The 25,456-nt window shown below is 37.8% G+C and carries 22 protein-coding genes; 9 read left to right on the forward strand and 13 right to left on the reverse strand.

Features of this window, described 5'->3' with window-relative positions; translation table 11 throughout:
* Window positions 1–185 precede the first annotated feature (185 nt).
* Together J3U54_RS01715 and lepA are read left to right on the forward strand one after the other, a co-directional pair.
* Window positions 186–842: a TetR/AcrR family transcriptional regulator gene (locus J3U54_RS01715; protein WP_267384773.1), complete on the forward strand. Its 657-nt coding sequence runs from the start codon at window positions 186–188 to the stop codon at window positions 840–842.
* Between the two features lie 5 nt (window positions 843–847).
* Window positions 848–2,662, forward strand: coding sequence for a translation elongation factor 4 (gene lepA / locus J3U54_RS01720; RefSeq protein ID WP_220234851.1), 1,815 nt, complete (start codon window positions 848–850; stop codon window positions 2,660–2,662).
* 264 nt (window positions 2,663–2,926) lie between these two features.
* Here lepA and J3U54_RS01725 read toward each other — a convergent pair whose 3' ends face one another.
* The 3 genes from J3U54_RS01725 to J3U54_RS01735 all read right to left on the reverse strand — a co-directional run bounded on the left by J3U54_RS01725 (window position 2,927) and on the right by J3U54_RS01735 (window position 4,439).
* Window positions 2,927–3,157 (reverse strand): hypothetical protein, encoded by a 231-nt coding sequence (locus tag J3U54_RS01725; protein ID WP_103752986.1) that lies wholly within the window; start codon window positions 3,155–3,157, stop codon window positions 2,927–2,929.
* 51 nt (window positions 3,158–3,208) lie between these two features.
* The gene (locus J3U54_RS01730) at window positions 3,209–3,403 is read right to left on the reverse strand and encodes a hypothetical protein (RefSeq protein WP_103752987.1); all 195 of its coding nucleotides are present in this window, start codon (window positions 3,401–3,403) and stop codon (window positions 3,209–3,211) included.
* Window positions 3,404–3,746: 343 nt separating this feature from the next.
* A complete protein-coding gene (locus tag J3U54_RS01735; RefSeq protein ID WP_103752988.1) occupies window positions 3,747–4,439 on the reverse strand; it encodes a 2,3-diphosphoglycerate-dependent phosphoglycerate mutase in 693 nt (230 codons plus the stop codon).
* Window positions 4,440–4,596: 157 nt separating this feature from the next.
* On the opposite strand from J3U54_RS01735, the gene J3U54_RS01740 reads away from it, so the two are divergent.
* The 4 genes from J3U54_RS01740 (at window position 4,597) to J3U54_RS01755 (ending at window position 8,170) form a co-directional block, all read left to right on the forward strand.
* Window positions 4,597–5,400 (forward strand): hypothetical protein, encoded by an 804-nt coding sequence (locus J3U54_RS01740; protein WP_267384778.1) that lies wholly within the window; start codon window positions 4,597–4,599, stop codon window positions 5,398–5,400.
* A gap of 127 nt (window positions 5,401–5,527) precedes the next feature.
* Entirely contained in the window at window positions 5,528–6,310 is a 783-nt protein-coding gene (locus J3U54_RS01745; RefSeq protein ID WP_267384780.1) for a DUF6612 family protein, read from the forward strand.
* Between the two features lie 71 nt (window positions 6,311–6,381).
* Complete coding sequence (locus J3U54_RS01750; RefSeq protein WP_103752991.1) at window positions 6,382–7,173, forward strand: hypothetical protein; 792 nt, start codon at window positions 6,382–6,384, stop codon at window positions 7,171–7,173.
* A gap of 28 nt (window positions 7,174–7,201) precedes the next feature.
* Window positions 7,202–8,170, forward strand: a complete 969-nt coding sequence (locus J3U54_RS01755; RefSeq protein ID WP_267384783.1) for a Gfo/Idh/MocA family protein — start codon at window positions 7,202–7,204, stop codon at window positions 8,168–8,170.
* A gap of 80 nt (window positions 8,171–8,250) precedes the next feature.
* On the opposite strand, the gene J3U54_RS01760 is transcribed toward J3U54_RS01755, so the two are convergent.
* The 8 genes from J3U54_RS01760 to J3U54_RS01795 form a co-directional block, all read right to left on the reverse strand.
* Entirely contained in the window at window positions 8,251–10,080 is a 1,830-nt protein-coding gene (locus J3U54_RS01760; RefSeq protein WP_267384785.1) for a cation:proton antiporter family protein, read from the reverse strand.
* A 149-nt stretch (window positions 10,081–10,229) separates the two neighbouring features.
* Window positions 10,230–11,357, reverse strand: coding sequence for an SLAP domain-containing protein (locus J3U54_RS01765; RefSeq protein WP_267384787.1), 1,128 nt, complete (start codon window positions 11,355–11,357; stop codon window positions 10,230–10,232).
* A 40-nt stretch (window positions 11,358–11,397) separates the two neighbouring features.
* Window positions 11,398–12,624, reverse strand: a complete 1,227-nt coding sequence (locus J3U54_RS01770) for an SLAP domain-containing protein (RefSeq protein ID WP_267384789.1) — start codon at window positions 12,622–12,624, stop codon at window positions 11,398–11,400.
* Between the two features lie 121 nt (window positions 12,625–12,745).
* Window positions 12,746–13,237 (reverse strand): RNA polymerase subunit sigma, encoded by a 492-nt coding sequence (locus J3U54_RS01775; protein WP_103752996.1) that lies wholly within the window; start codon window positions 13,235–13,237, stop codon window positions 12,746–12,748.
* Between the two features lie 232 nt (window positions 13,238–13,469).
* Window positions 13,470–14,306 carry a hypothetical protein gene (locus J3U54_RS01780; protein ID WP_267384791.1) on the reverse strand — a complete coding sequence of 279 codons (837 nt, stop codon included), beginning with the start codon at window positions 14,304–14,306 and terminating at the stop codon, window positions 13,470–13,472.
* 129 nt (window positions 14,307–14,435) lie between these two features.
* A complete protein-coding gene (locus tag J3U54_RS01785; RefSeq protein ID WP_267384793.1) occupies window positions 14,436–16,238 on the reverse strand; it encodes an SLAP domain-containing protein in 1,803 nt (600 codons plus the stop codon).
* A 468-nt stretch (window positions 16,239–16,706) separates the two neighbouring features.
* On the reverse strand, window positions 16,707–16,991 hold the full coding sequence (locus J3U54_RS01790; RefSeq protein WP_267384795.1) for a DUF2922 domain-containing protein: 285 nt from the start codon (window positions 16,989–16,991) through the stop codon (window positions 16,707–16,709).
* Between the two features lie 51 nt (window positions 16,992–17,042).
* Entirely contained in the window at window positions 17,043–17,267 is a 225-nt protein-coding gene (locus J3U54_RS01795; RefSeq protein WP_267384797.1) for a DUF1659 domain-containing protein, read from the reverse strand.
* 213 nt (window positions 17,268–17,480) lie between these two features.
* On the opposite strand from J3U54_RS01795, the gene J3U54_RS01800 reads away from it, so the two are divergent.
* From J3U54_RS01800 to J3U54_RS01810, 3 genes are all read left to right on the forward strand, one after another.
* Window positions 17,481–18,365, forward strand: coding sequence for a hypothetical protein (locus J3U54_RS01800; protein WP_220232381.1), 885 nt, complete (start codon window positions 17,481–17,483; stop codon window positions 18,363–18,365).
* Between the two features lie 292 nt (window positions 18,366–18,657).
* Window positions 18,658–19,092, forward strand: a complete 435-nt coding sequence (locus J3U54_RS01805; RefSeq protein WP_103753002.1) for a hypothetical protein — start codon at window positions 18,658–18,660, stop codon at window positions 19,090–19,092.
* A 113-nt stretch (window positions 19,093–19,205) separates the two neighbouring features.
* Window positions 19,206–21,242 (forward strand): KUP/HAK/KT family potassium transporter, encoded by a 2,037-nt coding sequence (locus J3U54_RS01810; RefSeq protein WP_267384802.1) that lies wholly within the window; start codon window positions 19,206–19,208, stop codon window positions 21,240–21,242.
* Window positions 21,243–21,360: 118 nt separating this feature from the next.
* Here the strand turns inward: J3U54_RS01810 and J3U54_RS01815 are convergent, their stop codons facing one another.
* Together J3U54_RS01815 and J3U54_RS01820 are read right to left on the reverse strand one after the other, a co-directional pair.
* Window positions 21,361–23,292: a P-loop NTPase fold protein gene (locus J3U54_RS01815; RefSeq protein WP_267384804.1), complete on the reverse strand. Its 1,932-nt coding sequence runs from the start codon at window positions 23,290–23,292 to the stop codon at window positions 21,361–21,363.
* Window positions 23,293–23,435: 143 nt separating this feature from the next.
* The gene (locus tag J3U54_RS01820; protein ID WP_267384806.1) at window positions 23,436–25,385 is read right to left on the reverse strand and encodes a M13 family metallopeptidase; all 1,950 of its coding nucleotides are present in this window, start codon (window positions 25,383–25,385) and stop codon (window positions 23,436–23,438) included.
* Between the last annotated feature and the right edge of the window lie 71 nt (window positions 25,386–25,456).

A 25,456-nucleotide genomic window follows, 5' to 3' on the forward strand; every position in this document is an offset into this window, starting at 1 on the left:
AAACAAAATAGCCCTGCAAGCGAGTTAAAAATGATTATTTTTCAATCATTTTTTAGCTCTTAATAATTACAATAAGCCTTAAAGTGCACTTTAAGTCAAGCGTTTTCTTAGCAAATTGTAACTTGCACAAAAGAGAAAACATTTGTAAAATGACCGGTGGTCATTATTGAAAAAAGGAGAATATGATGCATGTCTTAACGCCAGCAGAAAAACTAGCAAAAAAGCAGCTAATTGCGGCATCTGCAAGCAAGCTGTTCCAAAAACATAATTTTAATGCCATTTCAATGGCGCAAATTGCCCGTGAATCTGGTGTTGCCAAGGGCACACTGTTTAACTACTTCAAGACAAAAGAAAATATCTTCATGTACCTGCTTCTTTCAGGCTACCAAGACTATTTACAAGAAGTTCTCAAGCGCTGGCAAGAAAAGCCCGGATTAATTACATGGAACGAGTTAACCACTTTTTTAACAACTGAAAATCACTTGTTGATTCACCAAAAAGCAGATTTATTGCGGCTAAACGCTCTTCGGGGACCAATTTTAGAAGCAGCTGCTGATCGTGAGCAGACCCTGCTTGGCCGCCAAAAATTGTATCAAATTAACCGTGACCTAGGGCGTGCAATTGCATCCCGAATACCCGAATTATCCGTCAAAGATGCTAGTCACCTTTTTGTCATTCAAAGTGCCATCATTAGTGGCTTGATGAACATGATGAACCTCGATGAATTTAATCATGATCAATTACCGGTCGACTTCAAAGTTTTTCAAATTGATCTGGAAACAGAAGCAAATCAGTTATTAAAGTTTTATTTACAGGGATTGCAACAAGAACTGGAGGATTAACTTAAATGAAAACTGCAAATATTAGAAACTTTGCGATTATTGCCCATATTGACCACGGTAAATCTACTTTGGCTGATCGCATTATGGAACAAACAGAAACGGTTAGTGAACGTGAACTTAGTGCGCAGCTTTTGGATAGCATGGAAGTTGAACAGGTACACGGAGTAACCGTTAAATCACGCTCCGTCCGCAATTTTTACCATGGCGATGATGGTCAAGAATATGAATACAACCTAATTGATACGCCAGGACACGTTGATTTTTCCTACGAAGTTTCAAAGAGCTTGGCGGCTACCGATGGTGCAATTTTACTAGTAGATGCAACCCAAGGAGTGCAGGCACAGACGATTGCCAACCTTCGACTGGCTGTTAAACACAAACTCACAATTATTCCCGTCATTAATAAGATCGATAGTGCTTCAGCCGATGTTGCAGCTACCGAAGCACAATTGCGGGCACTTCGACCAGAATTTAAAGATACCGAGATCTTAAAAATTTCTGCTAAAACCGGGCAAAATGTTCACCAAGTTCTTGAGGCTATTTATCAGCGAATTCCTGCACCAGCTGAAGGCAATGACCAAGCGCTAAAAGCTTTAGTTTTTGATTCCCAATACGATCCTTACCAAGGTATTATTGCGGAAATTAGGCTGATTGCGGGTCAGTTGCAAGCGGGACAAAAATTATTGCTGATGAATGAAAATAGCACATTCACTGCCCAGACTGTCGGAATCTATCGTCCTAACATGCAAGCAGTTAAAACCCTAAAAACTGGTGAAGTAGGCTATTTGGTTACTGGACTCAAGGACATCAATGCCATTCAGGTGGGCGAAACCATCACAGACTTTGAGCATCCCACCCAAGAGGCCTTACCTAACTTTCAACCACCACAGTCAATGGTTTATGCGGGGCTTTATCCTAAAGAGGGAACAAGTTATGAAGCATTAAAGCAAGCTATTAGCAAATTAGCTCTTAACGATGCAGCTTTTCATTACACGCCAGAGCAGTCAGAAGCCCTAGATGCGGGATTTCGTTGCGGTTTTTTAGGAATTTTCCATTTACAGATCATCCAAGAACGGTTGCATGATGAATATAACGTTGAGGTCTTGACCACCGCTCCCAACGCTACTTACCACGTTTACCTCAAGGAGCCCGATGCCAGAAAAGAGTATTTAACCATTACTAATCCGGCCAAATTTCCCGACTTTGCGAAAATTGATTACGTCACTGAGTCTTACGTTAAAGCCGTAATAACAACTCCTAATGACTATTTAGGTGCGGTTATGAAATTATGTGAACAACATTTTGGTGAAATGGTGGATTTAGATAATCAACAGGAACTAGTCACACTTACCTATAAGTTGCCTGTTTCCGAAATTGCCTATAACTTTTTCAACAGCCTTAAGTCAATTACGCATGGTTATGCCACCTTGGATACTGAATTTCTTGACTTTGAACTAGTTGACGTAGTCAAAATTCAGATTCAAATTAATTACGCTCCGGTAGATGCATTGGATATCTTAGTCCCACGACAAAATGCTGCCCAAATAGCACATAAACTAGTGGAAAAATTAAAGTACACCGTTCCGCGAAGACTTTACCCGATGCCTGTGCAAGCAATTGTGGAAAACAAAGCAATTGCTAGAGTTGACGTACCGCCTTTACGCAAAAATGCAGCAGTTAACGGTGAAAAGCGCAGCATTTCCAAAAAGCAACAACTTTTGCGCAGACAAAGTTTGAACAAACGACAAGCTGCCCGTAGTGATATTAAACTTCCTCAAAGCGTATTTGACGCAGTGTTAAATTTAGATTCAGAAAATTAAAAAAACGCCAAAATAACTGGCATGTTTTTTTACCAAGCTATGCGTCAGCAAAAATAATTATTGTTACTGTTTTGGCATAATATTTGTTCAAAGTCCTGTTTTTAACAGGGCTTTTTTCGTCTCAAATAAAAAAATGTTTTAAAACAATTTATTTTGCTTGAAAATACTGCAACAAAAAAGCACCAGGCCAAAATGGCCTAGTGCTAGATATCAAGCTCTCTTAGTAATACTTGATATTAAAATTATTTTTACTAATTCGAATTTTTAAAGCGTAATTAGGTTCGATCGCATACAGTATACAGTGATAACGGAGTTTTGAATTAATAAAAGATCATTTGTTGTTTTAGCACTATTAACATCAACAGTTTTAGTATTATCAGCATCACCATTTTTCTCATTATCATGGCTATCCAAAGTTGCTGAGGAAACAGCATCAATCTGGGCAAGTTTCTCTTCCCTATCAGAATCGGTTAGCAACCCGTCATTCTTAATCATATCCTTAGCTGTCTCAACTGTATTATTAATTGAATCAACAGTATATGCTTGTTACTTAGTAAATGGTACTGCATCGTTAAGAGCACTTTGGAAATCAGCTTTTGTCTTGTCAAGATCAGCTTGCATTTTAGCATTTGCAATTACGTCTTTAGCATCTTTTACAGCTTTAGCAATATTATCTGGTGCTGCCGTCTTAGCGTCACCATCACCCATATTGGCAACAGACTTAGAAGCAAAGTCTGACACTTGACTTACTAATTCACTAGAAGATAATTTGTTTCCTTATATACAAAAAATAACATAGTTTTAAAACGATAGCGAATTATAATCAAGATAATATTCTTAAACTAATAACTACTAATCCATTCGGTATTATTGCATCTAACTTACAAGTAATGCATTAATCTAAATTAAAGTAATCACTTAAAAGTATTAAAATACTAGACGCGTAAATATGCTAGTTTTAAATGTTTTTAGAAATAACGAAAAGGCCAAGGACATATGTACCAGTAAAACCAATTCAAGCAAAAAAAGCCATTTTAGAATTTCTTCCAAAATGACTTTTTTATTTTAGTTATTAAACTTTAAATTAATCGTCTAACTTTTCTTTATTAGTTACGTTTAATTTTTCATCGAAAGTGTAAACCACTGGTTCACCAGTCTTCATTTCCAAGTTCATGATGTCAGCATCAGAAATGTTTTCAATGTACTTGGTTAAAGCACGGAGTGAGTTACCGTGAGCAGCAATAATGACATTCTTGCCAGCTAATAAGTCTGGAGCAATGTGATCTTCCCAGAATGGCATAACTCTTTCAAGACAAACCTTAAGGTTTTCTGTCCGTGGAATGATGTTCGGGTCAAGATCTGCGTAACGACGGTCATGTACTTGACTAAATTCTGAATCATCTTCAATTTTTGGTGGCAAAACATCGTATGAACGACGCCAAATGTGAACTTGTTCGTCACCATATTTATCAGCAGTTGCCTTCTTGTTCAAACCTTGCAAACCACCGTAATGACGTTCATTTAATCTCCAAGACTTAGTTTCTGGAACCCAGAGTTGGTCGCTTTCTTCCAAAGCGAAGTGCAAAGTCTTAATCGCACGAGTTAAAACTGAGGTATAAGCTTGGTCAAATTTAAGACCGTGTTCCTTAATTAACTTACCTGCGTTCTTTGCTTCTTCAACACCTTTTTCTGACAAGTCAACATCAATCCAACCAGTGAACTTGTTTTCAAGGTTCCATTCACTTTGTCCGTGACGGATTAAAACTAATTTCGACATGAAATATCTCCTTTGCAAATTAAAAGCTTCACTTACTATTTTACACATTTAGATTTTGTTTTCATAGGGTTTGAGATTAAAAATCATTTTTTTAATCTTTATTTTACGATACAATAGATAATATTATGACTATAAGGAAAGTGAATATCTAACCAAAATGAAATTTAAAAAATTATTGCTAAGTATAGGCGTTGTAGCAGCACTAATTTCCGGTGGTTGCTCTAAACAAAAAAAGCAAGCTGAACCTATTTTAACCAAAATCCAGGTGATTAAAAAAGCTCAGAAAACTTTTAAAAGTGGTCAAGCTAAGCAAGTTGTTAGCCTTAGAACTGACACTTCCAGTCAAGTTGTGGCTTCAAACTTTACTTTTGGTGGTGACCCAACAGTTTTTCATTTAAATTATCAGACTGAAAATAACCAAAGCAAAAAGAATTCCCACAGCATGGATGAGTGGATTAGTAATACGGGAAATCTATATATCAACGGTCAAAGTACTTGGTATAAAGCAGAAGTTGCGAAAACAACCGGTCACACCTATGCCGACTTGCTTGATGCCATTCTTAATAACGAAATGTTAATGGATCCGCCTTCTAAGCTCATTAACGCATATCAAATGAAGCGAAGCGGTAGAACCTACACGTTAACAGCTAAGATTACTGATAAAGAAGTAATGAAAGCAGCCGTTGCCCCTATTTTTCAAACCAATACCCAAAGCCAGCAACAACAGAAAATTTACAATAAATTGGCTAAGGCAGGTAAATTCCAAGACATGACCGTTAAGCTCGTAGTTAAAGGTAATAAACTTGCTACCTTCAAGTACAATGTTAACTTAAAGATTGGTAAGCTAATGAGATTAAGTGCTGGTCAAAGCTATGCTAATATTGGCAGCCGTGATTTTCTCAAGTTACCATCAAACGCTCTAGATGCTAAGCCTTTGCCCAAAGCAAATAAGAAAAAATAATTAAGTACCAAGCATTATTTCACTATGAAATAATGCTTTTTTAGTAAAACTTAAAACAATAAAATTAAATATAGAGTAAAATAGTCCTTAAAATATAATTAAGTAAGATTAAAAAAGGAGTACTCCAATGAAAGCCAAAAAGATGATCTCTTCGATATTACTGACTTTTATCCTATTTGCCGGTGGTCTAAGTCAAGCTCAACCGGTCGCAGCCGCTATGACCAGAAAGCAGGCAGTCGCAATAATTAAAGACAATAATAATAAGCAAGATAGCGGTAAATTGCATTCAACCACGACCACTTTACTTAAAAATGACAAAGCAACAGTAACGATTGACGCCTATTTTAATAATACCAGCCAGCTAGTAAACGAAACTGGAACGATTAAAGATGGTAAGAATAAAGACAAGGTAAGTATCTGGGTCGACGGTAAGAATAACCGCCTTTACAACTTTAATAAAAACAAATGGGAATATGAAACAGTGCCGGATGATTATCAAACGCTGCTTAATGACCTCACGGGGCAAAAACCACTTGTCAAACTAACAAAGTCAATTTTTAAAAATTTAGAGAAGAACGGTAAATTAACACATAAAAAGGGCGTCTACCAATTAACCGGCTCGATTAATGGCCAAAAATATGTCAAGCCAGTTATGCAAGTCATCTTGAAAAACGAAATTAAAAACACAGATATCAAATCGTTCGCTAAGAACGTGAAGATTGGCAAGATCAAGCTAAACTTTACTTTAACCGATCAAAAAGTAGTCAGTGCACAAAGCAAAACCACCGCTAAGCTTAAGAAGGGCCCGACAATCAAGATCAGCGAAACTTTTAGTCACTTTAACGAATACGGTAATTTAGCTTTGCCAGATGATGTTAAAAATGCTGTCCCAGTTAAAACTGACAAGTAGCTTATTATCATATGCAACTAAGTTTTGACCTTAAAAGCAATCTTTAGCAGTTTTTTATAAGGAGAAATAAAATGAAAGTTAAAAAATTTATTACCAGTGTTTTACTAAGCTTTAGTTTATTGGCCGGTGGTCTTACCCAAGCCAAACCTGTTGCGGCAGCCTTAGATAAACAACAGGCCATCGACATCATTAAGCAAAATAACCAGACCAACGGTCAGCTTGATTTTACGGTATCTATCAAGCCCCACCTAAAAAAGGGTAAGAAGATTAACGTTACAGCATTTAGCCTTACAGGTGGCTTCAACCAAAATGTAGCCCACATGAGTGGTTATGCTCCGACTGCTAAAGCTGGCAAGTCGAAAAAGATTGAGGTTTGGGCAGATGGAAAAGAAAACCGCCTCTATACATATCTTGGCGATCAATGGGAATACCAACCCCTCAATAACAGTCAAAATGACCAATTGACAAGTAGCATTGCTAAGACCATCAACGTTGACCAATTACTCCAAAAAGGTAAATTCAGTCAGAAAAATGGTACTTATACTTTAAAAACGGCGCTTAACGGCAAGCAGGCTTACAAAACTGGACTTAAAATAGCTCGCACAGCTAGCGGCGTGAAGTTTAGTAAAAAAGAACTAAGATACTTGAACAAGCATACTAAGTTAGGCACAATTTACGCTACCTATCGCCTGCAAGATGATCATCTGATCGGCTCGAAGTCAAGCGCCAAATATGTCATAATTAAAGTGGCAACAGTCAAAATAACGTTTAAGGTTAGCCATTTGGGTGAATACGCTAATTTGGCCGTACCAGATGACGTTAAGAAAGCAGCTAAACCTGCTGACGTTGACACAAATAAATAATTATTTTTATCATGTGGGAGCTAATATTATGAAACTTGGGATTATCGGCAGTGGCAAAATTGTTCATGACTTTTTAACGACAGCGGATAAGATTGAGAACCTAGAATTAGCAGCAATTTCAACTACTAAACGAAGTCAGGCAATCGCCCGCGATCTAGCTAAGCAATACGGCATCAAGGAAGTTTTTGCGGATAATAATCTTTTATTCCGCGACCCCAATGTCGATACCGTGTACGTAGCTGTGCCTAACTCGCTTCACTACGAAGTGGTTAAGCAAGCAATTGAGAATGGCAAAAATGTCATTTGTGAGAAACCTTACGTGTCAACAGTGGCTGAGGCTAAGGAACTCAAAAAGATTGCTGATGAACACCACGTAATCATTGTCGAAGCAATCACCAATATTCATTTAGGCAACTTCCAGGCGATTAAAAAGGCACTTAAAAAAATTGCCCCAATTCATATTATTGCGTTAAATTATACCCAATATTCCAGCCGCTATGATGACTTCTTAAAAGGCAAAATCGCTCCTGTCTTTGATCCTGCTAAGGATGGTGGGACGTTAATGGATCTGAATATCTACAACATTCATTTAGCCGTTGGCCTTTTTGGCAAACCCCAAGCGGTTCAATATTACCCAGTAATGCAAAAAGGGATTGATACATCCGGTATTCTAGCGATGACGTACAGCGACAAGCAGGCTACCCTAATTGCCTCTAAGGATTGCTACACTAACCCGCGGTCTTTTATTGAAGGTGAAAACGGAACGATCCATTTTGATGGTTCAACTGGTGTACTCGCTAACTTCACCGTTGACAATCGGGGTGGCGATACCGATAAGTTTAACTTTAATCAATACGAGCACCGGATGGCTAGCGAATTTGCGGCTTTTGTAGATATTATCGACCATCATGATGTGACAGAAGCTAATAAGCTGTATAACCACAGCATGGCAGTAATGGATGTTTTAGCCCAAGCTAAAGCATCAGTTAAAAACTAAACACTGACACTAACATGTCCAAGTAAAATAACCACCTTGAAGCGTACAAGCTTTCAAGATGGTTATTTTTGCTTTTTAATTTATTTGCGACCGATTACCTTGCGCACTCGGTCAGCTGCCTGTGATTTGGCCGAAAAAATCAGTTCATCGCCTTCTTCAATAACTGAATAACCATGCGGAACAAGCCATTCTTGCCCGCGGTGAATGCGATCGACCGTGATATCATGTGCCACATCCCAGTCGGCTAATTGCCGTCCCGTATAATGAGTATTGCGCACTACTACTGAATATAGCGCATTCTTGGTATCAGTTAAAACCCGGTAAACAGCAGGTGACTCAATCAATGCACGTAATAAAGCAGCACTGACATTGCCGAGATTAAAAATTTCGATTCCTTTTTCCGCCAATTGCGCCGCTTCCTCATTTGCCATTCGCTTCTGACAAACAATGATTCGCTTAAAGTCGCCTTTTTGCCGTGCTAATTTAGCTAAGCGCAAGTTTTCCTTATCTGACATTAATGCTGCAACAAAAATATTGCCGTTAAATGCACCATTTTGTTCTAGTTTAGCTTCAGTTAGTTCGGGTAATAAATCCAAACTGGGAACACGGCTTTTATACAGATTATAGTCTTCCTCATCACTAGTCATCATCTTGACCGAGTACCATTTATCATGTAAATCAAGTAAAACTGGTACGGTCAGAGCAGTTGCCCCGACAAGCACAACTTTTTCTTTAATCCGGTCTTCAGGCTGCAATTTAAAAATCGCATTGAAGATTACGGGGCAAAAGATGCAGACAATAACCGCTGCCAGAATAAAGACATCAGATTGCAGCGAAGTAATGACACGCAACTTACGTGCTACTGCCAAGGTAGGCAAAACAATCGTAATTGTCGTTGCACTAAGGACACCGCCAGCTAGTCCATTACGATAGCCAAACTTTTTAGCATAAATTAAAACGACCGGTAATTTGGCAATCAACAAGAAGACGACTAAGACGGGCAGTAATGTTAATGACCGGGGATGCGCCAGAAGAGACCGTAAATTGAGCTTAACCCCCGTCATAATAAAGAAAATGGGAATAAAGAAACCATAGCCGATTGAAGTCAGCTTATCTTTAGTCTCATGACTTGGCTCTAGCAATTTCATCACTATTCCCGCCAAGAAGGCACCCAAAATACTTTCCACGCCCACTTTTTCAGCCACCGTCACAAGCGCAAAAATCAGAAAGAATGCCAGTCGAATATCTAGCTGAGTCGTGTTTTTAGTAACATCATTGAACCAAAGGTATAGCCGTTTCGAACGCCAGAGCAAAACAATCGCAGCCATGAACAGTAGAATGATCAGCCACAACTGCTTGGTGTTGCCGCCATTGACAGCAGCATAAATAGTTAAGAGCATCAAAGGAATTACTTCGCCTAAAACTGCTGTTAGCAAAATCGTCTGCCCAATTGGTCGGCGCAAAATATCTTTTTCCTTTAGTGTAGCAATCACAACACCTAAAGCAATGGTCATAAAAATAATTGCCGCCAGTGCAACATCATTAAATAAACCAAACCACTTTAATAACCAACCTAAGAAGACGGCCACCACGCTAATACTTAAAAATGAGCCAACCGCAATCCGCATTGGATTAACTGCTTGCTTATTTTTCTTTTTGCCCTGATGTGGTTTTAATAAGTTAAAATCGATTTCCATGCCGGACAAAAAGATTAACAGAATCACGCCTAGGTTCGATAAAAAGGATAAATCATGTGTCACTCCGACCACATTGAAGCCACTAGCTCCTAAAAGGATCCCCACGATAATTTCCGCAATTGCAGTCGGCACCGCGTTAACCCTTAACTTGGCCATTAACAGCGGCACAATTAACGCAAATAAGATAACGAGAAATAAAGATAACTGAGCCATGCAAAGTTGCCCTCCTTAAATACTGTGAAGATTATACTCGATAACACCTGTAATTAAAAGCACTGCTTCTACCATTATCTTAGACTGATCATTATTTTTTTGCATAAAAAAAGTTCATGATCCAAGATCATGAACTTAATCTATTTTAATTAGAAATTGGCTACTTTAACAAAGCGGGTAGCACTAATTGGGTAATACATGGAGCCGTTGATGTTAACCCGGCCACCATAAGTCCGCACTTTTGCACCGCGCAGCAGCTTGGAATTATCCGCCCGAAGACCGGTAGTGTCATAAATATAAGCATTATGCGACAGTACCCGTTCAGTACCCAGAATGTTACTTGCAACGATATATTGATTTTCACCAATCTGCAAGTACTTTCTGCCGTTAATCACCTTTTCTTGCGCAACGGTCACATCCGTTCCGGCAGTCATTAATTCCGCATTAGTCCGATTGCCTTGTTCATCGTAAACATAAGCATCGTGCATCAAAGTCTTCTTCCCTGTTGGTGCTTGCGAAACATTGTCACCAGCGGTTGAATCGCTAGCTGAAGTATCAGTTGGGGCCTCTGCTGCAGTATCTCCTGCTTGCAAATTATAGTAATACTTCAATAAAGCAAAGAAGTCATTCATTGAATAGCCCCACTTAGCGAAGTAACCATCAGGATCAGTATGATTGGTTCCGCCTAAAAAGCGTGAAACGGCGTGGTGTGACCAAATCGTTCCCTGCCCAGTATTGGAAGCATTAACCGGTGTAATGCCATAGCGGTGAAGCAACTTAGCAGCATAAATAGCATCATTGCTGACACTTTTAGCAAAATTTGCCCGCGTGTTTTCTTCACATAGTTCAATTTGAATAAAACGATTGTTGGCAACAGCACCCGCACCCCAGACACCATAATTTGGCGTCATCATTTGGATAACTTGCTTTTTATCAACAAAAGCGTGGACATACGAATACATATTCATCCATTCACGGTTAAAGTAAATGGCTTCATTGTAAGCAGAAGCATTCGGCGTTGCGGTCTCATGAATCACGATTCCTTCTGGTTTACCCTTTCTGTACCGAATAATGTTGCCGTTAGCATAAAACTTATTGTACCTAATATTGGCTGTTTGCAGCATTTTATACAAGTAGGTTTCGCCAACATAGCTATTTTGCTTGGCAATTGAATTGATTGAAGCCGCCTCAACATCACGCGACTGATTAATATTAACAACAGGAGCAACTAAACCTACTCCGATAGCAATAGTAGTTAGTAGTTTCTTGATCTTCATTGCTAAACGTTCATTCCTCATTTCTATTTGTTAAAAACTATTATTCAACTTTAAAGTTAGCTTTTTTAATGTATTGGTGAATGCCAATGCGGTAATATTTCTTACCATAAATGTTAATCGCAGCACCATAAGTTGCTACTGATTTATTCTTCTTCATGACCTTCTTATTGTCACGGTTGCCATAGTCATTATAAACAAAGGCATTCTTCTTCAAAGTTCTAAAGGTACCATCAATATTGCCACACGCAATATATTGATCTTCGCCAATACGGTAATATTTCTTACCATTGATTGTTTTGGTGCCGTAAGTGGCAATTACCTTTCCTTCATCACCTGACTTAAGGGCCTTCATGCCCTTGACACGCTTGCCTTTATCATTATAGACAAATGAGTTATGCATCAAAGTCTTGTTGACTTTCTCATCGCCCTTAGGAGCCTGTGAAGCTGGTGGCAATGCACTGCCTGCATCTAGTAAAGTGTCGTTAACCCAGCCCTTACCGGAAATGTACATCCGCTTTCTACCGTTATAAAAAGTAATTGTCTTAGTGACAGTGACGGCATTACCCTTGTTAACAGAGTTAGTTTTCGCAGAAACTGAATGATCAGTTGGCCATGCATAAGTTGCGCCTGATTTTTTAACCACATAAGACTTCGAAGCGTTGGAAATCTTCGGGTCATACTGTGTCAAATTGCTAGAGGTTATTCTGCTATTTAAAATCGTATTATAATTATTTGCTGTTGCGTAGGTACCTGTCAGGGCCTTAGTTACATCAGTATAGGAAGCGGCATTCTCAAGCCACGCACCTTGGTATCGGTCAGGTTGCCAAGAAACACCGTTACGCAATTTATTACCATTGTCATCAAAGGACTCTTGGTAATTGTTATACTTTCTGAATTTAGCAACCACGTAGTAACTCTTACCTTTTTTATCTTCTTCACGCGTCTTAGCGGAATAAACAGCGCCTTGCCAACTATCATCGGCTTTCATGCCAAAGAGATTATTAGCATTAACTGCTAAGCCAGATTGACCCCAATTTGATTCAACAATTGCCTGAGCAATCATCACAGATGGGTACAAGCCATACTTCTTAGCGACTTTTTGTGCCTGGCTAACAGCAGTATTTAAAAAAGTTGTCTCACTCACTGTCGCTGCTGAAACCTTCTCAGCTCGCGCTGGCGAAGCGGCAATCAAGTTGTTGGTAACCGGAATAACAGCCGACGCAGCAAGGACTGCAGCTGAAAAACCAGTGATAAGTCTTCTTTTCATAAAAATAATTTCCTCCTTAATCGACATCTTTATTGTAACGAGCAATTGACTGATAAACAATAGATACTGTTTATTTGTAGTCAAAAAGTAATATAGACAGACAATTGTTATAAGTAGTAATTTAACGTTCCAAAATTACCCGCAGATTTTGTAAAAGGCTCTTCTTAACGCGCTGTAATTGAACGCGACTAACCTTCAACTCGCTAGCCAATTGACTAATTGGTTTTTGCAATAATAAATGCTGCACAAAAATCTGCTGTTCTAAAGCTGACATTTTAGTGACTTCTTTTTGTAACGTAATTAAGTTATCCCAATGACTGATTTGACTAAACTGTTGTCTAGTTATGAGACTTGTCTGTTGTTCATTATGTCGCTTATCTTGACGCAATAAGTCAACCGTATGCCAGAGAATTTTCCGAAAGCTAAGGCGATCAACCTCTTTACGCGGTAAATTAGCTTGTTCGGTTAGCATTTGCGCATAAATTAATAGTCCTTCTTGCAGAAAGTCTTCATAGTTAGTATAGTCCTGTCTGACGTGAGCACACTTAATGGCGCCTCTAACTAATTTTTGATTTTCCCATGCTGTAATAAATGCTTGCTGATTGATTTTCATTGTTGTGACCTTTTCTTTTATTGTGAGTGTCACAAGCGCTTGTGCATGCTTGGATTAGCAATTTAGGCGCAAAATAAAAAAGCTAATAAAAGAGAGCATTAGGGTTAATATAATAGCTAACTTATTAAACTAATATAATTATTTTTGCTTAAATGTAAGCGTATTCTTAAGCTGGGTAATGGCTGAAAAAAAGATGAAAAAAAGCCCAAATCAACTTAGATTCGGGCTCTTCTTAATAAAGCGTATCTGGTCTCTGGCTTATTTGTCGAATAATACGGTGAGATTCAACTAATTCAGGAAATTCATAAAAATTAGCCAAATAATGACCATAACGTTGTTGCTTCTTATCTAGTAAATTCGCCAAGATATGTTTCAAGGAAAGGTTAGTCAATGGCTCGTGAGGATGAAAGTATTCTGGCTGATCAATTAACGACTTTCCTTTAGTTGCCGTCACGTGCCAACCCAAAATACGTTCCAAATGAACAGATGAGAGCTGATAAAGAGCATGATTATAAAATAATCCGTTGACAATTTGCTCACGAATATAACGACTGCAACTGTCAAAAGCAAAAATGTAATCAGAATCACCATAGGAAACGGTCTTAAAAGCAACAGCAGACAGGTTAAGTGGTTGAAAAGCTGCCATCTGATGTAAGGCAACCCAATCAATATTGCCTGAATTGTAGCTTCGAGTAGAAAAGTAAGCCAACCGGCCCGTTGCAATCGTATTATGATTTTTTAGGTTAATCTTACGGGCAAACTCGCGCTGAAATTCTAACCCAGCTAATAAACATTCCTTACTAAAAGTAGTGAAAAGTGACCGGGTACTGTTATAACTGAGAATAATACCAGCCTGAATATCAAAGATAACGCTTTTATATTTTCCAAGCAAAGGCTTTTGCTGAAATTCATAAAGTGCCAAAGTTTTTTGGTTGATCGAATAATGCTCATCTTCGACAAGATAATCATTTAAGACTTGATCATGACCCACTTTCTGCCGCAAGATTGCTTTTGACCAGACATGGTATTCTTGTCCCTGCGGGAGGTTATAATGCTCACATTCTTTCATTGCTAGTTTCCTTTTCTATTGGCTTTAATATATATGATTATACCTTAAAAGTTATCGCTTTCATAGAAAAGCAAACAAAAAACGGAAGCGACATAGTCGTTTCCGTTTCCTGTAATTAACTAATGAGAATTAGTTAAAGTTAGCAACCTTAACGTATTGCTTGCTTGGGCCACCAATACGGTAGTAAGCCTTACCATTCTTGAATGTGTAAGGTGAGCCGTAAGTAGTTACCTTAGCACCCTTGCGTAATACACGGCTGTCAGCACGTTTCTTGCTGGTCTTGTATACGTAAGCGTTGTGAGATAATGTACGAACAGTACCATCAATGTTGTCAGCCATTACGTATTGGTTGTCACCAATTTGGTATACCAAGCTACCGTCAGCAAGCTTAGTTGCAGCACCAAGAACATCAACCTTAGTGTAAGCACGTAACATGTTAGTACCAACACGCTTGTGGTCCTTGTCGTAGATGTAAGCATTGTGCATTACAGTCTTAGAAGTCTTGTCAGCAGGCTTAACTGAACCGTCAACATACTTAGTTTCTACGTAAAGGTTTGAGTCAGCACTGTTAATACGAGTGTATGACTTGTCACCGATCTTGATTGGATCACCAAAGACAGCAATTTGATTACCACTCTTGATAGTAGTCTTATTGTCTGTTACAGTGTTACCTTCAATCTTATAGACTGGAATATCACTGCCATCTGCTGATTGAGCAGTCTTATATGTGGCACCCTTAGCACCAACTGTTAGCATAAAAGTAACTTTAGTAGTCTTACCTTCAGCATTAGTTGCACTTACTGTAACTGGATATTTACCAGCTACCTTAGTATCAACCTTACTAATGTCAACCTTTGGAATTAAAGTGGTTTTATCAGCCTTACTTACAGTAGTTTTAAATGCATCTTGAATAGCTTTAGTATCTACAACACCATTAACCGGAACATAATTGAACTTAGCGTCAAGAATTGAATCAATGCTTTGTGTACCTTGATAAGTTGATCCATTAAAGGTCATTTGTGGGAATGTTTCATCACCATTAGCTGCTTGTGTATTAACATAAACACTAAATGTGGCGGTTTTACCATTAGTAGCATATAGATGAGTATTAATGCTAAATGGTGCAGCAGGCTTATCAAAAGTACCATCAGATTTTATAGTTACACCTGCTGCCTTGAGAGCATCACTAACGTCTTGTTCAAGATTTTGGAAACTTGCTTCAGCTGCGTTTGCGTTTTCAGAAACTGAACCAGCTGTAGTAGTTGCAGTATATTTACCTTGCTTACCTCTTGTTGAATCAATTAAGTCTGCCACTGCAGAAACAGTATTTGCTGTACCAAGATCAATTGATCCAGAATCTGCAACTACAGGTTTGCTATTTGCATCATTATAGGTAACGTATGGTGCACCTTGCAAACTAGTGTTAGCAACACTAAATTTCGCACTTTGTAACAAAACATCTGTAGCAATACCGGAACCATTTACATCATAATTCTTATCAACAAGCTGGTTGTTACTTACCGTTATTGTTTTATTAGCAAGATTAGTTAGTCCAGTAATAGAAACCTTAACTTGTACAACATATGTCTTATCTTTTGATAATTTATCAGTAGTTGGAGTGGATGCAACTACTCCCTTAGAATCTACTTCAAAAACTTGTGCTTTAGCAGGTACAACCGTTGCGCCAGACGGTAAGCTTACAGTTGAAATAGAAGCAGCAACCTTAGAAGGTGAATCACCATCAACAAGACTTCCAGCATTCGTAACATTTAAATTCAGTGATGCTTTTGAATCTGGTGTAGCTTGTGCTGTACCTTCAACTGGAACAGTAATACCATCAGCAAATACTGTTGATACACTAGTTGCAGCAACTGGAGCAACGGCTAATAATGCAGCTGCAGCAGCACTAACAATTCTTAAATTTTTCTTCATGTGGTCTTTCCTCCTTGTGTATATACAAAATAGTAATAGGCTATAGGTTCAGTCGGATTGAGCCTACATTGTTACAACATCCTTCAAGCCGAATTCATAAGTTTATAACTCTTATGAGGTAGCTTTCAGGCTGAAGAACGCGCATGCGTACAGGCAATCGAACCTGAAGCATAGCTATTACTTACCACATTTCATATTGTACCTACCTTTGTCTCAAATTGCAAGGCGCGGAGTTATTTTACACACTTTTGTAATAAACGCTTACAGCTTCATGTTAAAAATGTAATTTTTTGCATGGTTGCTAAACGCTAATACATCAATTAATTGGGGGCTTTTGAACTTCAATAAAGTCAAATAACTTGTTTTATACAACAAAAATTTTACAAAATAATAACAAAAAGAAAAAGTCACCTCGCGATGACTTTTCATTAAACTTGCTTATGCTAATTAATTAGTTGCTTAATTTTACTAATGATTCGCTCTAATACTTCCATCAGCTGCAGACTGCTTAGATTCAGCTGCAGAATTATCGAACAAATTAGTAACAACTCGTTCAACATATGAAGCAGACTGAGGAACCTGATAGAGATCCACCCCCTCTTTTGCAAAAGCATCTGCTTGCGCAATTGTCGTCATTGCTGTCTTAACTGTCTCTGAATCAAGGTCATCTGCCGCATTTTGCACGGTTAAGTTAACCTTTTTAGCTTTGCCGTTTAAAAATACTAATTGTAAGGTCTTTGTTCTGGTTACCATCTTAACTATTTTCCTCTTCTTTCCTATATATAGATATCTCTTCGACTGACTTTAGCTACCTTCTTCAATTAATGGAATTGCTTGTTTCTGAATCAGTGTTGCCGCTATTAGGTCATCCCCTTGTAGCATTGCCAGTGCATCCCCTACCTTGGCAAGCCCCGCAGCAGAGGCACCTTTTTTCAGATTGCGAAAAATTCGCGACTTGGTTTTTTCTTTACCATATTTAGGATTGTAAAAACTATATTGGATTGATTGGTCTAGTAATTCGAAACTCATTATCAGTAGCCTTTCTTAGTTAACTCTAAAACTTGCTGTAAGCTATCCGCGCGCTAGATGTCTTACACTATTACTAACGAATTGAAACGCCAAAGTGTAACAAATTTACTAAAAAAGTTGTTTCTAACGCCTTAAAAACGTGCATCAGTAGTCAAAACACCCTAAAGCATCTATAATTAGTATGAATATTAATAAGGAGGACAAATTCCGATTATGAAAAAATCTACGATTTGGACGATTGTTGCAGTAGTAATTATTGCTATTGGTGGTGGCGTCTTTTACGCAACCCAAAAATCCAATAGCAATCAAGTTGATGCTTCATATAACAGTGCAATGCAGCAAGGTAAAGATGCAGTTGCCGATAAGAATTATTCCAAGGCAAGCAGCGCCTTTGATAAAGCACTCGGCATTAAGAAAACTGCCCAGGCTAAAGCCTATAAGAGCCAAGCAGATAATATGCTTTCGGCAATTAGCGCAACTAAAGATGGCAAGTATGATGATGCACTGACTAACGTCAATAATGTAGTTACTGCAAATAATGGCTACGCTACCTTAACTAAACAGGGGCGCAAATTAAAAACTACTATTAAAGACGTGCAAGACAACTACGAAAACGAGATTAAGCCGATTTTTGATAATGCTAAGCAAGCTGAAGATGGTAAGCAATATCTGCAGGCAATTGACCAATACCAAAAGGTGTTAGATTTGCCTTACATCAACGGTCAATACTATGCCAAATACAAGAAGCAGGCTAAAAAGGGCGTTGATAAGAATAAGAAGCTTGCCGACGAAAATGATAATGGTGCTGGTGCTTTAACGAGAAGTTACCGCTCAAGTTCAAACTCAAACTCAGCAAAGCAAAATCAAGATACTGGTAATGCTGGCAAAACTGGTGAAGGTGCTGTGGGCGACCATAAAGTTCACGGTAAGACGGTTACTAACAATCAAATTAGCCAATTGCGTAAAAGAGTAACTAAACTTGGTTATGACGGGATGTCGTTTAGTCCCCAAGATTTGATCGACCTTTACCGCAAATCTGGCCGCAGTAAACCATCTAAGATTACCAAATCTGATGTCGCAGATTACCTTAAACCGTAATCACCAATCATGTAGCTTTCTCAAAAAATTAATAAGTTGTTGCTTTAACTAGCACTTACATAACTTAATTTAAAAATCGTCCGTTGCCATAACTGGCTGGACGATTTTTATTTGAGCAAACCGGCCCTACTTTAATTGGTGCTGCAAAAGATGCTATAATTTTCCTAGCTAAACGAGCAAAAAGATTTACTATTTATGTACAAATCGTTACAATAGTTGCTTTTACAGGCTAAACTCTGTAAAATGACTATTGACTTTCACGTTTCCTATTTTTATTAAAGGAGTGTCTGCTTTGACTGAAAAAGAAAATAATATCAAAGAGCAAGATAATGAACAAGAACAAGAAAATGAAGACCTTAAGGTTGTCATGCCAGATGCTGAATGGACAACTATGCCCGATGAAGAGTTTGACGAACAACCAGACTATTTGAAGGTTTTCACTGACTTCTATATTGCTAAATTTAATCAACGCGACTTGGAAATCATGAACATGTATGACGTCAATTCAAACATGGTTGACATTAACCACTACGTGATTGATAACATTAATTTTGGTCGTAGAGAATTAGTTAAACACGCTCTGCAATACCATGCAAATAACTTCCAGAGTATTGTTGATGAGATTGTTAAGCAGGACAAAGTTGAGCCTGAAAAGATGACCTCATACAAAGACTGGGATAATTGGTATGAAGATCGGCGTGATAATATTTCTACTTCTTTATCATAATTTACTTGTACTATTATTAAAAAAAGAACAAAATAGATACTTAAAAGAGAATGCCAATTGACATTCTTTTTTACTTTAAAATATTAATAAATCTATGGGAGTACGAGATTACTATGAATCAGAAAAAGAAACGGATTTCGGCAGCTGGTCTGCTAATCACGATCGGAATCGTTTACGGAGATATCGGAACTAGTCCACTCTACGTAATGAAGTCAATCGTGAACGGTAATGGCGGAATAGCTAACGTTAACCGTGAATTGATTTTGGGTTCAATTTCTTTAATTTTTTGGACAGTCACATTGCTGACGACTGTCAAGTACGTGCTGATTGCGTTAAGAGCAACCAACCGTGGTGAAGGCGGGATCTTCGCCCTGTATGCTTTAGTTCGTAAACGGGCTAAATGGCTGGTAATGCCGGCATTAATCGGAGGAGCCGCACTGCTGGCTGACGGAACGCTAACCCCAGCCGTGACGGTTACAACCTCAATCGAGGGGTTGAAAAACATGCGTTTTGGTTCTAGCATCCCGGTGCCCAACCAAAATTCCGTCATCATTATTACAATCGCAATTTTGCTGGTACTATTTTCGATTCAGATGCTCGGAACTAGCAGCATTGGGAAAGCTTTTGGACCAATTATGTTTGTCTGGTTCACCTTCTTAGGGATAATCGGCGTCTTGAATATGGCTAATGACTGGTCGATCCTTGAAGCCCTTAACCCAGTTTGGGCAATCAAGATTTTATTTAGCCCAGCTAACAAAGCTGGTATTTTTATCCTTGGTTCTATTTTCCTGGCAACAACTGGTGCTGAAGCCCTATATTCCGATGTTGGTCATGTCGGTAAGGGCAATATTCGTGGCTCATGGCCATATGTTTTTCTTTGCCTGTCATTAAACTATCTTGGCCAAGGCGTATGGATTTTACAAAATCCGCACTACCAAGCTCACGGTACTGAACTCAATCCGTTCTTTGAAGCTGTTCCAACTAGTCTGCGGTTATTCGCGATTATTTTGGCGACGATTGCGGCAATCATTGCATCACAAGCCTTAATCACTGGTTCATTCACGCTTGTTTCCGAAGCAAGTGGACTGAAGTTTTTGCCACGGATGAAAATTAATTATCCAACAACCGAGCACGGTCAGATTTATATTCCATCCGTTAACAAGATGATCTGCGTGGCAACAATTGCTATTGTTATCTTCTTCAGAACCTCAGAACATATGGAAGCGGCCTATGGTCTTTCCATCACGGTCACAATGCTGATGACTACTTTGCTCTTATTCGAGTATCTGGGTTCAAAAAACAAACCACTATTATTACGCCTATGTTTTTTAGTAGTTTTCGGCTTTATTGAAGGCATGTTCCTTATCTCCAGCTTGACCAAGTTCATGCATGGCGGTTATGTTACCGTCTTAATTGCGGGCTTTATCGGTGTTATTATGTTTATCTGGTACTTTGGCAACCGGGTTCGCGATAAGCATGAAGGAGCAAGCACTTATGTCCGGTTAGATGAATATACTGACATGCTGACAGACCTAAGCCACGATGATGATTACCCGACTTATGCAACTAACTTAGTCTACATGGCGAAAGTTAAGTATAATAAGTTCATTAAGCGCGAAATTCTTTACTCAATTTTGGATAAACGGCCAAAACGGGCCGCTGCTTACTGGTTCGTTTCCGTCAACATTACGAACGAGCCATTTACGGCAAGATACGCTGTTAACACTTATGGCACTAAAAACGTCATCAACGTTCAACTTTTCTTAGGTTTTAAAAAGCAAACCAGCGTGAACGTCTACTTAAGACAGATTGTGCAGGATCTGATTAAAGACGGTACAATCGAGGCGCAGCCACAAGAATACACAACCACTCCTGGACGCAAAGTGGGCGATTTCTCATTTGTCATCGTTAATGAAGTTGTTAGTCCGCTCACTAAACTCAAGGGCTTTGAAAAATGGATTTTGAAGGCACGCATTTGGCTGCAAAATCTTTCATCCAACCCTGCCTCATGGTTTGGCCTTGAATTCACCGATACGGTAGTCGAACAAGTACCGTTAATCCTAGGTCGACCAAAGAAAAATCTACATATTAGACGAGTTGCCCCACGCGACTACTCTCATTTAAAAGACCAAGAAATTGATAATAGCTAAATTGAAAAGGACTAGAGATTAACTTCTCTAGTCCTTTTTATGTATCTTCGATAATTTAGGCGTTAATGTCTGAACTTACAAATGCAAGTTTTATTAGTTTAGATATAAAACAACTAGTCTATATCTCCAAAGAACCATTTTCAATAACAGAGCGACAGCGCTTATAAACATGTTTATAATATTCCTTGCCCTTATACATAAAGTTTAATTTTTCAAATTGAGATAAATCACCAATTTTTACATGTGAAGCAAATTCAATAGGATGCTCCAAATATATTCCCCAAAAGCATGCATAGTTCACGTCATTTAAATTTTCAATTATTTTTACCTTTGAACTTATCGATGGAAAGACTTGCTGGTAAACCTTATAATAAACTATATGTTTATAATTGAAACCTAACTCGTAAATCAGTGCTTCATAGTCAAATTTATTCTGACCAAAGTTTTGCTCTTCTTCTGTATTTCTTACTAAATCTTTAAAATAAGTTTGAGCATAAGAGTCATAGGTAAATTTCTCAAAATTAGATCTTTCAATTAATGTCCTAAATATATGTAGTTTGTTACCCGAAGATATTTTTTGCTTTTGCTTTACTTGTATTTCATTAAAAACTTTTTCGAACTGCAAAATGATATATTTGTATTCATCTTCATCAGAATTGCTTTTTTCATCGTAAAGCTGTGCTACTCTTCTTTGTAGCACCTCTCTCAATAAATTATTCGGTCCTCTGTAGGATGAAGAGGCAGTTGATTCAATAGCCGCTTTTGCCATAATCGAATAGTCTTGTAAAAAAGGCTCATTTTTATTATCCTCAAGGAAGTATCCAAATTCTCGAGAAGACTCACTATTTTCATAATTGAAAAGCTTGACCAATTTACTTTCATCCTTTGAAAATTCTTTCAATTCTGCAATATAATGATTAGTTGCTATATCATCAATAAAATAAATGGTTGGAATTTTCTCAAATGACATTCCAGAAAATTCAGATAATTGAGGAGTTATTAAAATTCTCTTTATTAATACATCGATTCTATTGTTTTGAGAAATTATTTCAGGATTGGCAATAATTTCTTTGTAATTGCTTAATAACATATCATATTTTTCACTTTTAAATAGATAAAGATAAATAATGTATAATTCTTGATTAATTATAATCTTATCAAGCTTTTTTCTGGAAATTAATTGATTTTTCACATAACTTAAGTACTTATTTGCATCCCTTGGTGTCTTTTTTTCTTTTTCAAACAACTCAGCTATATCTGTAAAATCAAAGTCCCTAGTATATTTATAACTGGCAAAGGTGATATTCGGATTATCTAGATACTCAATTTTTTCTTTTATTTTATCATTTACCATTTTTGCGATGTTTTCAGATTGTAACTGTATCGGTAACCCAATTTGTCTATCAATTATTTTATTTAGATATCCACTATCATTATTAGCAATTTTATTCCAATCTCCAACGAAGATTATTCTAATTTTGCCTTTAATCTGATTAAAAAACAGATAAAGCTCTTCTTGTGTTTCTATATCTAGTCTATCGAAATCATCAACTATCAAAACACTTGGACGTTTTTTACGTTTTAAAACAGCTTTATCTATCCATAAGAGGAATCTATTTATATCAAAAAATTTATTTTGATAAAATGTGATCAACGTTGTAATAAGCGTGGAAAGAACCAATATTACTGTTATTTTTCTAGAGCTTGCTATTGATGGAGCAATCGTATATGTCGATACAGTAGTTGCTGCTACAACAGCTATGATTATTAAAAAAGCATACACAGCAGTTTTTACCCAATATGAATTAGGAAAAATTGATTCATATAATTTTTGTCCAAAAGAAGCTTTATTTTTTGGTTCCCACAATTTAAAATATACAAATTTCAAGTTTTTTCCTGTTGCTTTTTCCACTTCTTTCAAATACTCCGTTTTACCGCTACCCCATTTTCCTTGAAGAAAATACGTTTTGGGCTCTTCTTTAAGTTCTTTAGCAAAAGCTCTTGCAACATCACTGGTATCTATTTTATCTATTTTCCATTTTTCACCCATATTATCCTCTTTAGTTAACCAAACATATTTTTATATTATGTTTAATTCTACTACATTAGATTTGAATATCTGATTCACATTCTGTAAAAGCTATAAGTAAAAAGCACCTCCCCTTGTCAGAGAAGTGCTTCTTTTTATATAAATTACCAAATATGAACACGTTTATCAGGATCAAGCCACATACCGTCTTCAGGCTTAACGTCAAAGACTTTGTAAAATTCATCCTGACATTGTGATTGTACATTAGCACGTAATGGACCCGGCGCATGTACATCAACAGCAGTTTGACTCTTAATTGCCTCAATCATTTGCTTGTTGGCCCAAATCCGGGCAAAGTTTTCAAACAACTTCTTAAGATCATCATTTTCATTCTTAGCTGCTTCAACTGCGGCGGTTAAGCCACCTTGATCGGCAATATTTTCCGAAACGACCTGCTTACCATTGATAGTAACAGGTCCGTATTGAATGCCATCGAACAAATCGATCTCAGCTTGAGTACGCTTCTTGAATTCAGCGTAATCCTCATCAGTCCACCAATTCTTCATGTTGCCAATCTCATCAAATTTTGCACCATTGTTGTCAAAAGCATGAGATACTTCGTGAGCAATAACAGTACCAATTCCACCAAAGTTAGTAGCACGGTCTTGCTTCAGGTCATAAAATGGTGCCTGCAAGATAGCTGCAGGGAAAGTTAGGTCGTTTCTAGTAGGATCATAACAAGCATTAACCAAATTGCCTGGCATTGCCCAGATTGAGCGGTCAACTTCTTTATGTAACTGTTCAATATTGTACTTTTGCTCTTCCAAGGCAAATGCACGTTCGTTTGAATAAAGGCTGCCACCCTTACTTGCAGGAATAACCTTCAAGCGGTTGTAAATTTCTTCAACCTTATCTGGATAACCAATCTTTAGTTCCAAAGCTTCAACTTTAGTAACGGCTTGTTTCCTAGTTGCTTCAGATAACCAATCATTATTACGTAGACGATCCTTATAAACCGTTAGCATCCGGTCAATCATGTCTTCTACGTCTTTTTTGGCATCCTCACCAAAGTAAGTCTTACCATAGTAAACGCCAACCACTTCACTGAAAGTATCATTAGCAATATGGTATGCCTGCTTTTCACCATTAGTCAGCTTTGGTTGACCTGATAATGCTTGACTAAATGGAAATGCAGCTTCACGGAATTCTTGCGATAATGTTGACGCAACGTCGTTAATAAAGTTGACAATCATCCAGCCTTTAATTTCAGCGAAATTATCTTCATTTACTAATTCAGCAAAGTGATCTAAGTAACGAGGCTCTTGAACAATGATTTGTTCAGGCTCTTCACCAATAATTTCTTTTAGATAATAAGAAATCTGGAATTTACCAAATTTAGCCTTAAAGTCGGCAATACTCATTGGGTTGTAGCAAGCTGGGTAATCTGCCCATTCTTCTGAGGACTTAACTACCTTTGCAAGCTTAGCGTCATATTTAATCGCATTTTCTGCGTATTTTTCTGCCTTCTTGGTAGACATCCCCGCCATTTCCAGCAACTTAACAGACTGCTTTTGCAAAATAGCAAGTAAACGTGCGGCATCATCTGTTTGATAAGTTGTAGTGTCAGGTAGGAAAGTACCAGGACCAGAAAAGTTTAAACCGTTAATTTTCGCATTTTTTAAATCTGGTTCAACATCAAAAACAAATGGCAATGATGCAAAAGTTGAGAGATCCGGTGCATTGAGGTTAAAATCAGAGAAATCCTTGATACTATCAAGCAAAGCTAAGTCAGACTCAATTGGTTCGGCACCATCACTGTTACGCTTATCAAAATCACATGCAAGTTGATAAAGTTTGACTGCTTCATCCAAGTTAGGAACATCTGGTACCTCTTTTTTACCAGAAGCAAAATCAGCAAAATCTTTCATCAAGAGCTTTTCAACGTTCACCTCAATACCGTCAAAAGCTGCCATTCGTGAGCGATCTTCAGGAATTTTAGTTTTTTCAATCCATTCTGAGTTAACGGCTAAGTAAAGGTTGTCTTGTGGTCTTGTACCAGCCTTGGGTTCAATGATGTTGCCGCCACCACCGCGAACTGCAAAAAATTTATTCATCAAAAAAGTCCTTCCTTTTTTACCAAAATTAAAATTAGACTAAATTAATATTATCATTTTAAGTAAACAGC

This window comes from Lactobacillus sp. B4007, assembly GCF_026535895.1.
In the GTDB taxonomy this organism is placed as follows: Bacteria; Bacillota; Bacilli; order Lactobacillales; family Lactobacillaceae; genus Lactobacillus; species Lactobacillus panisapium.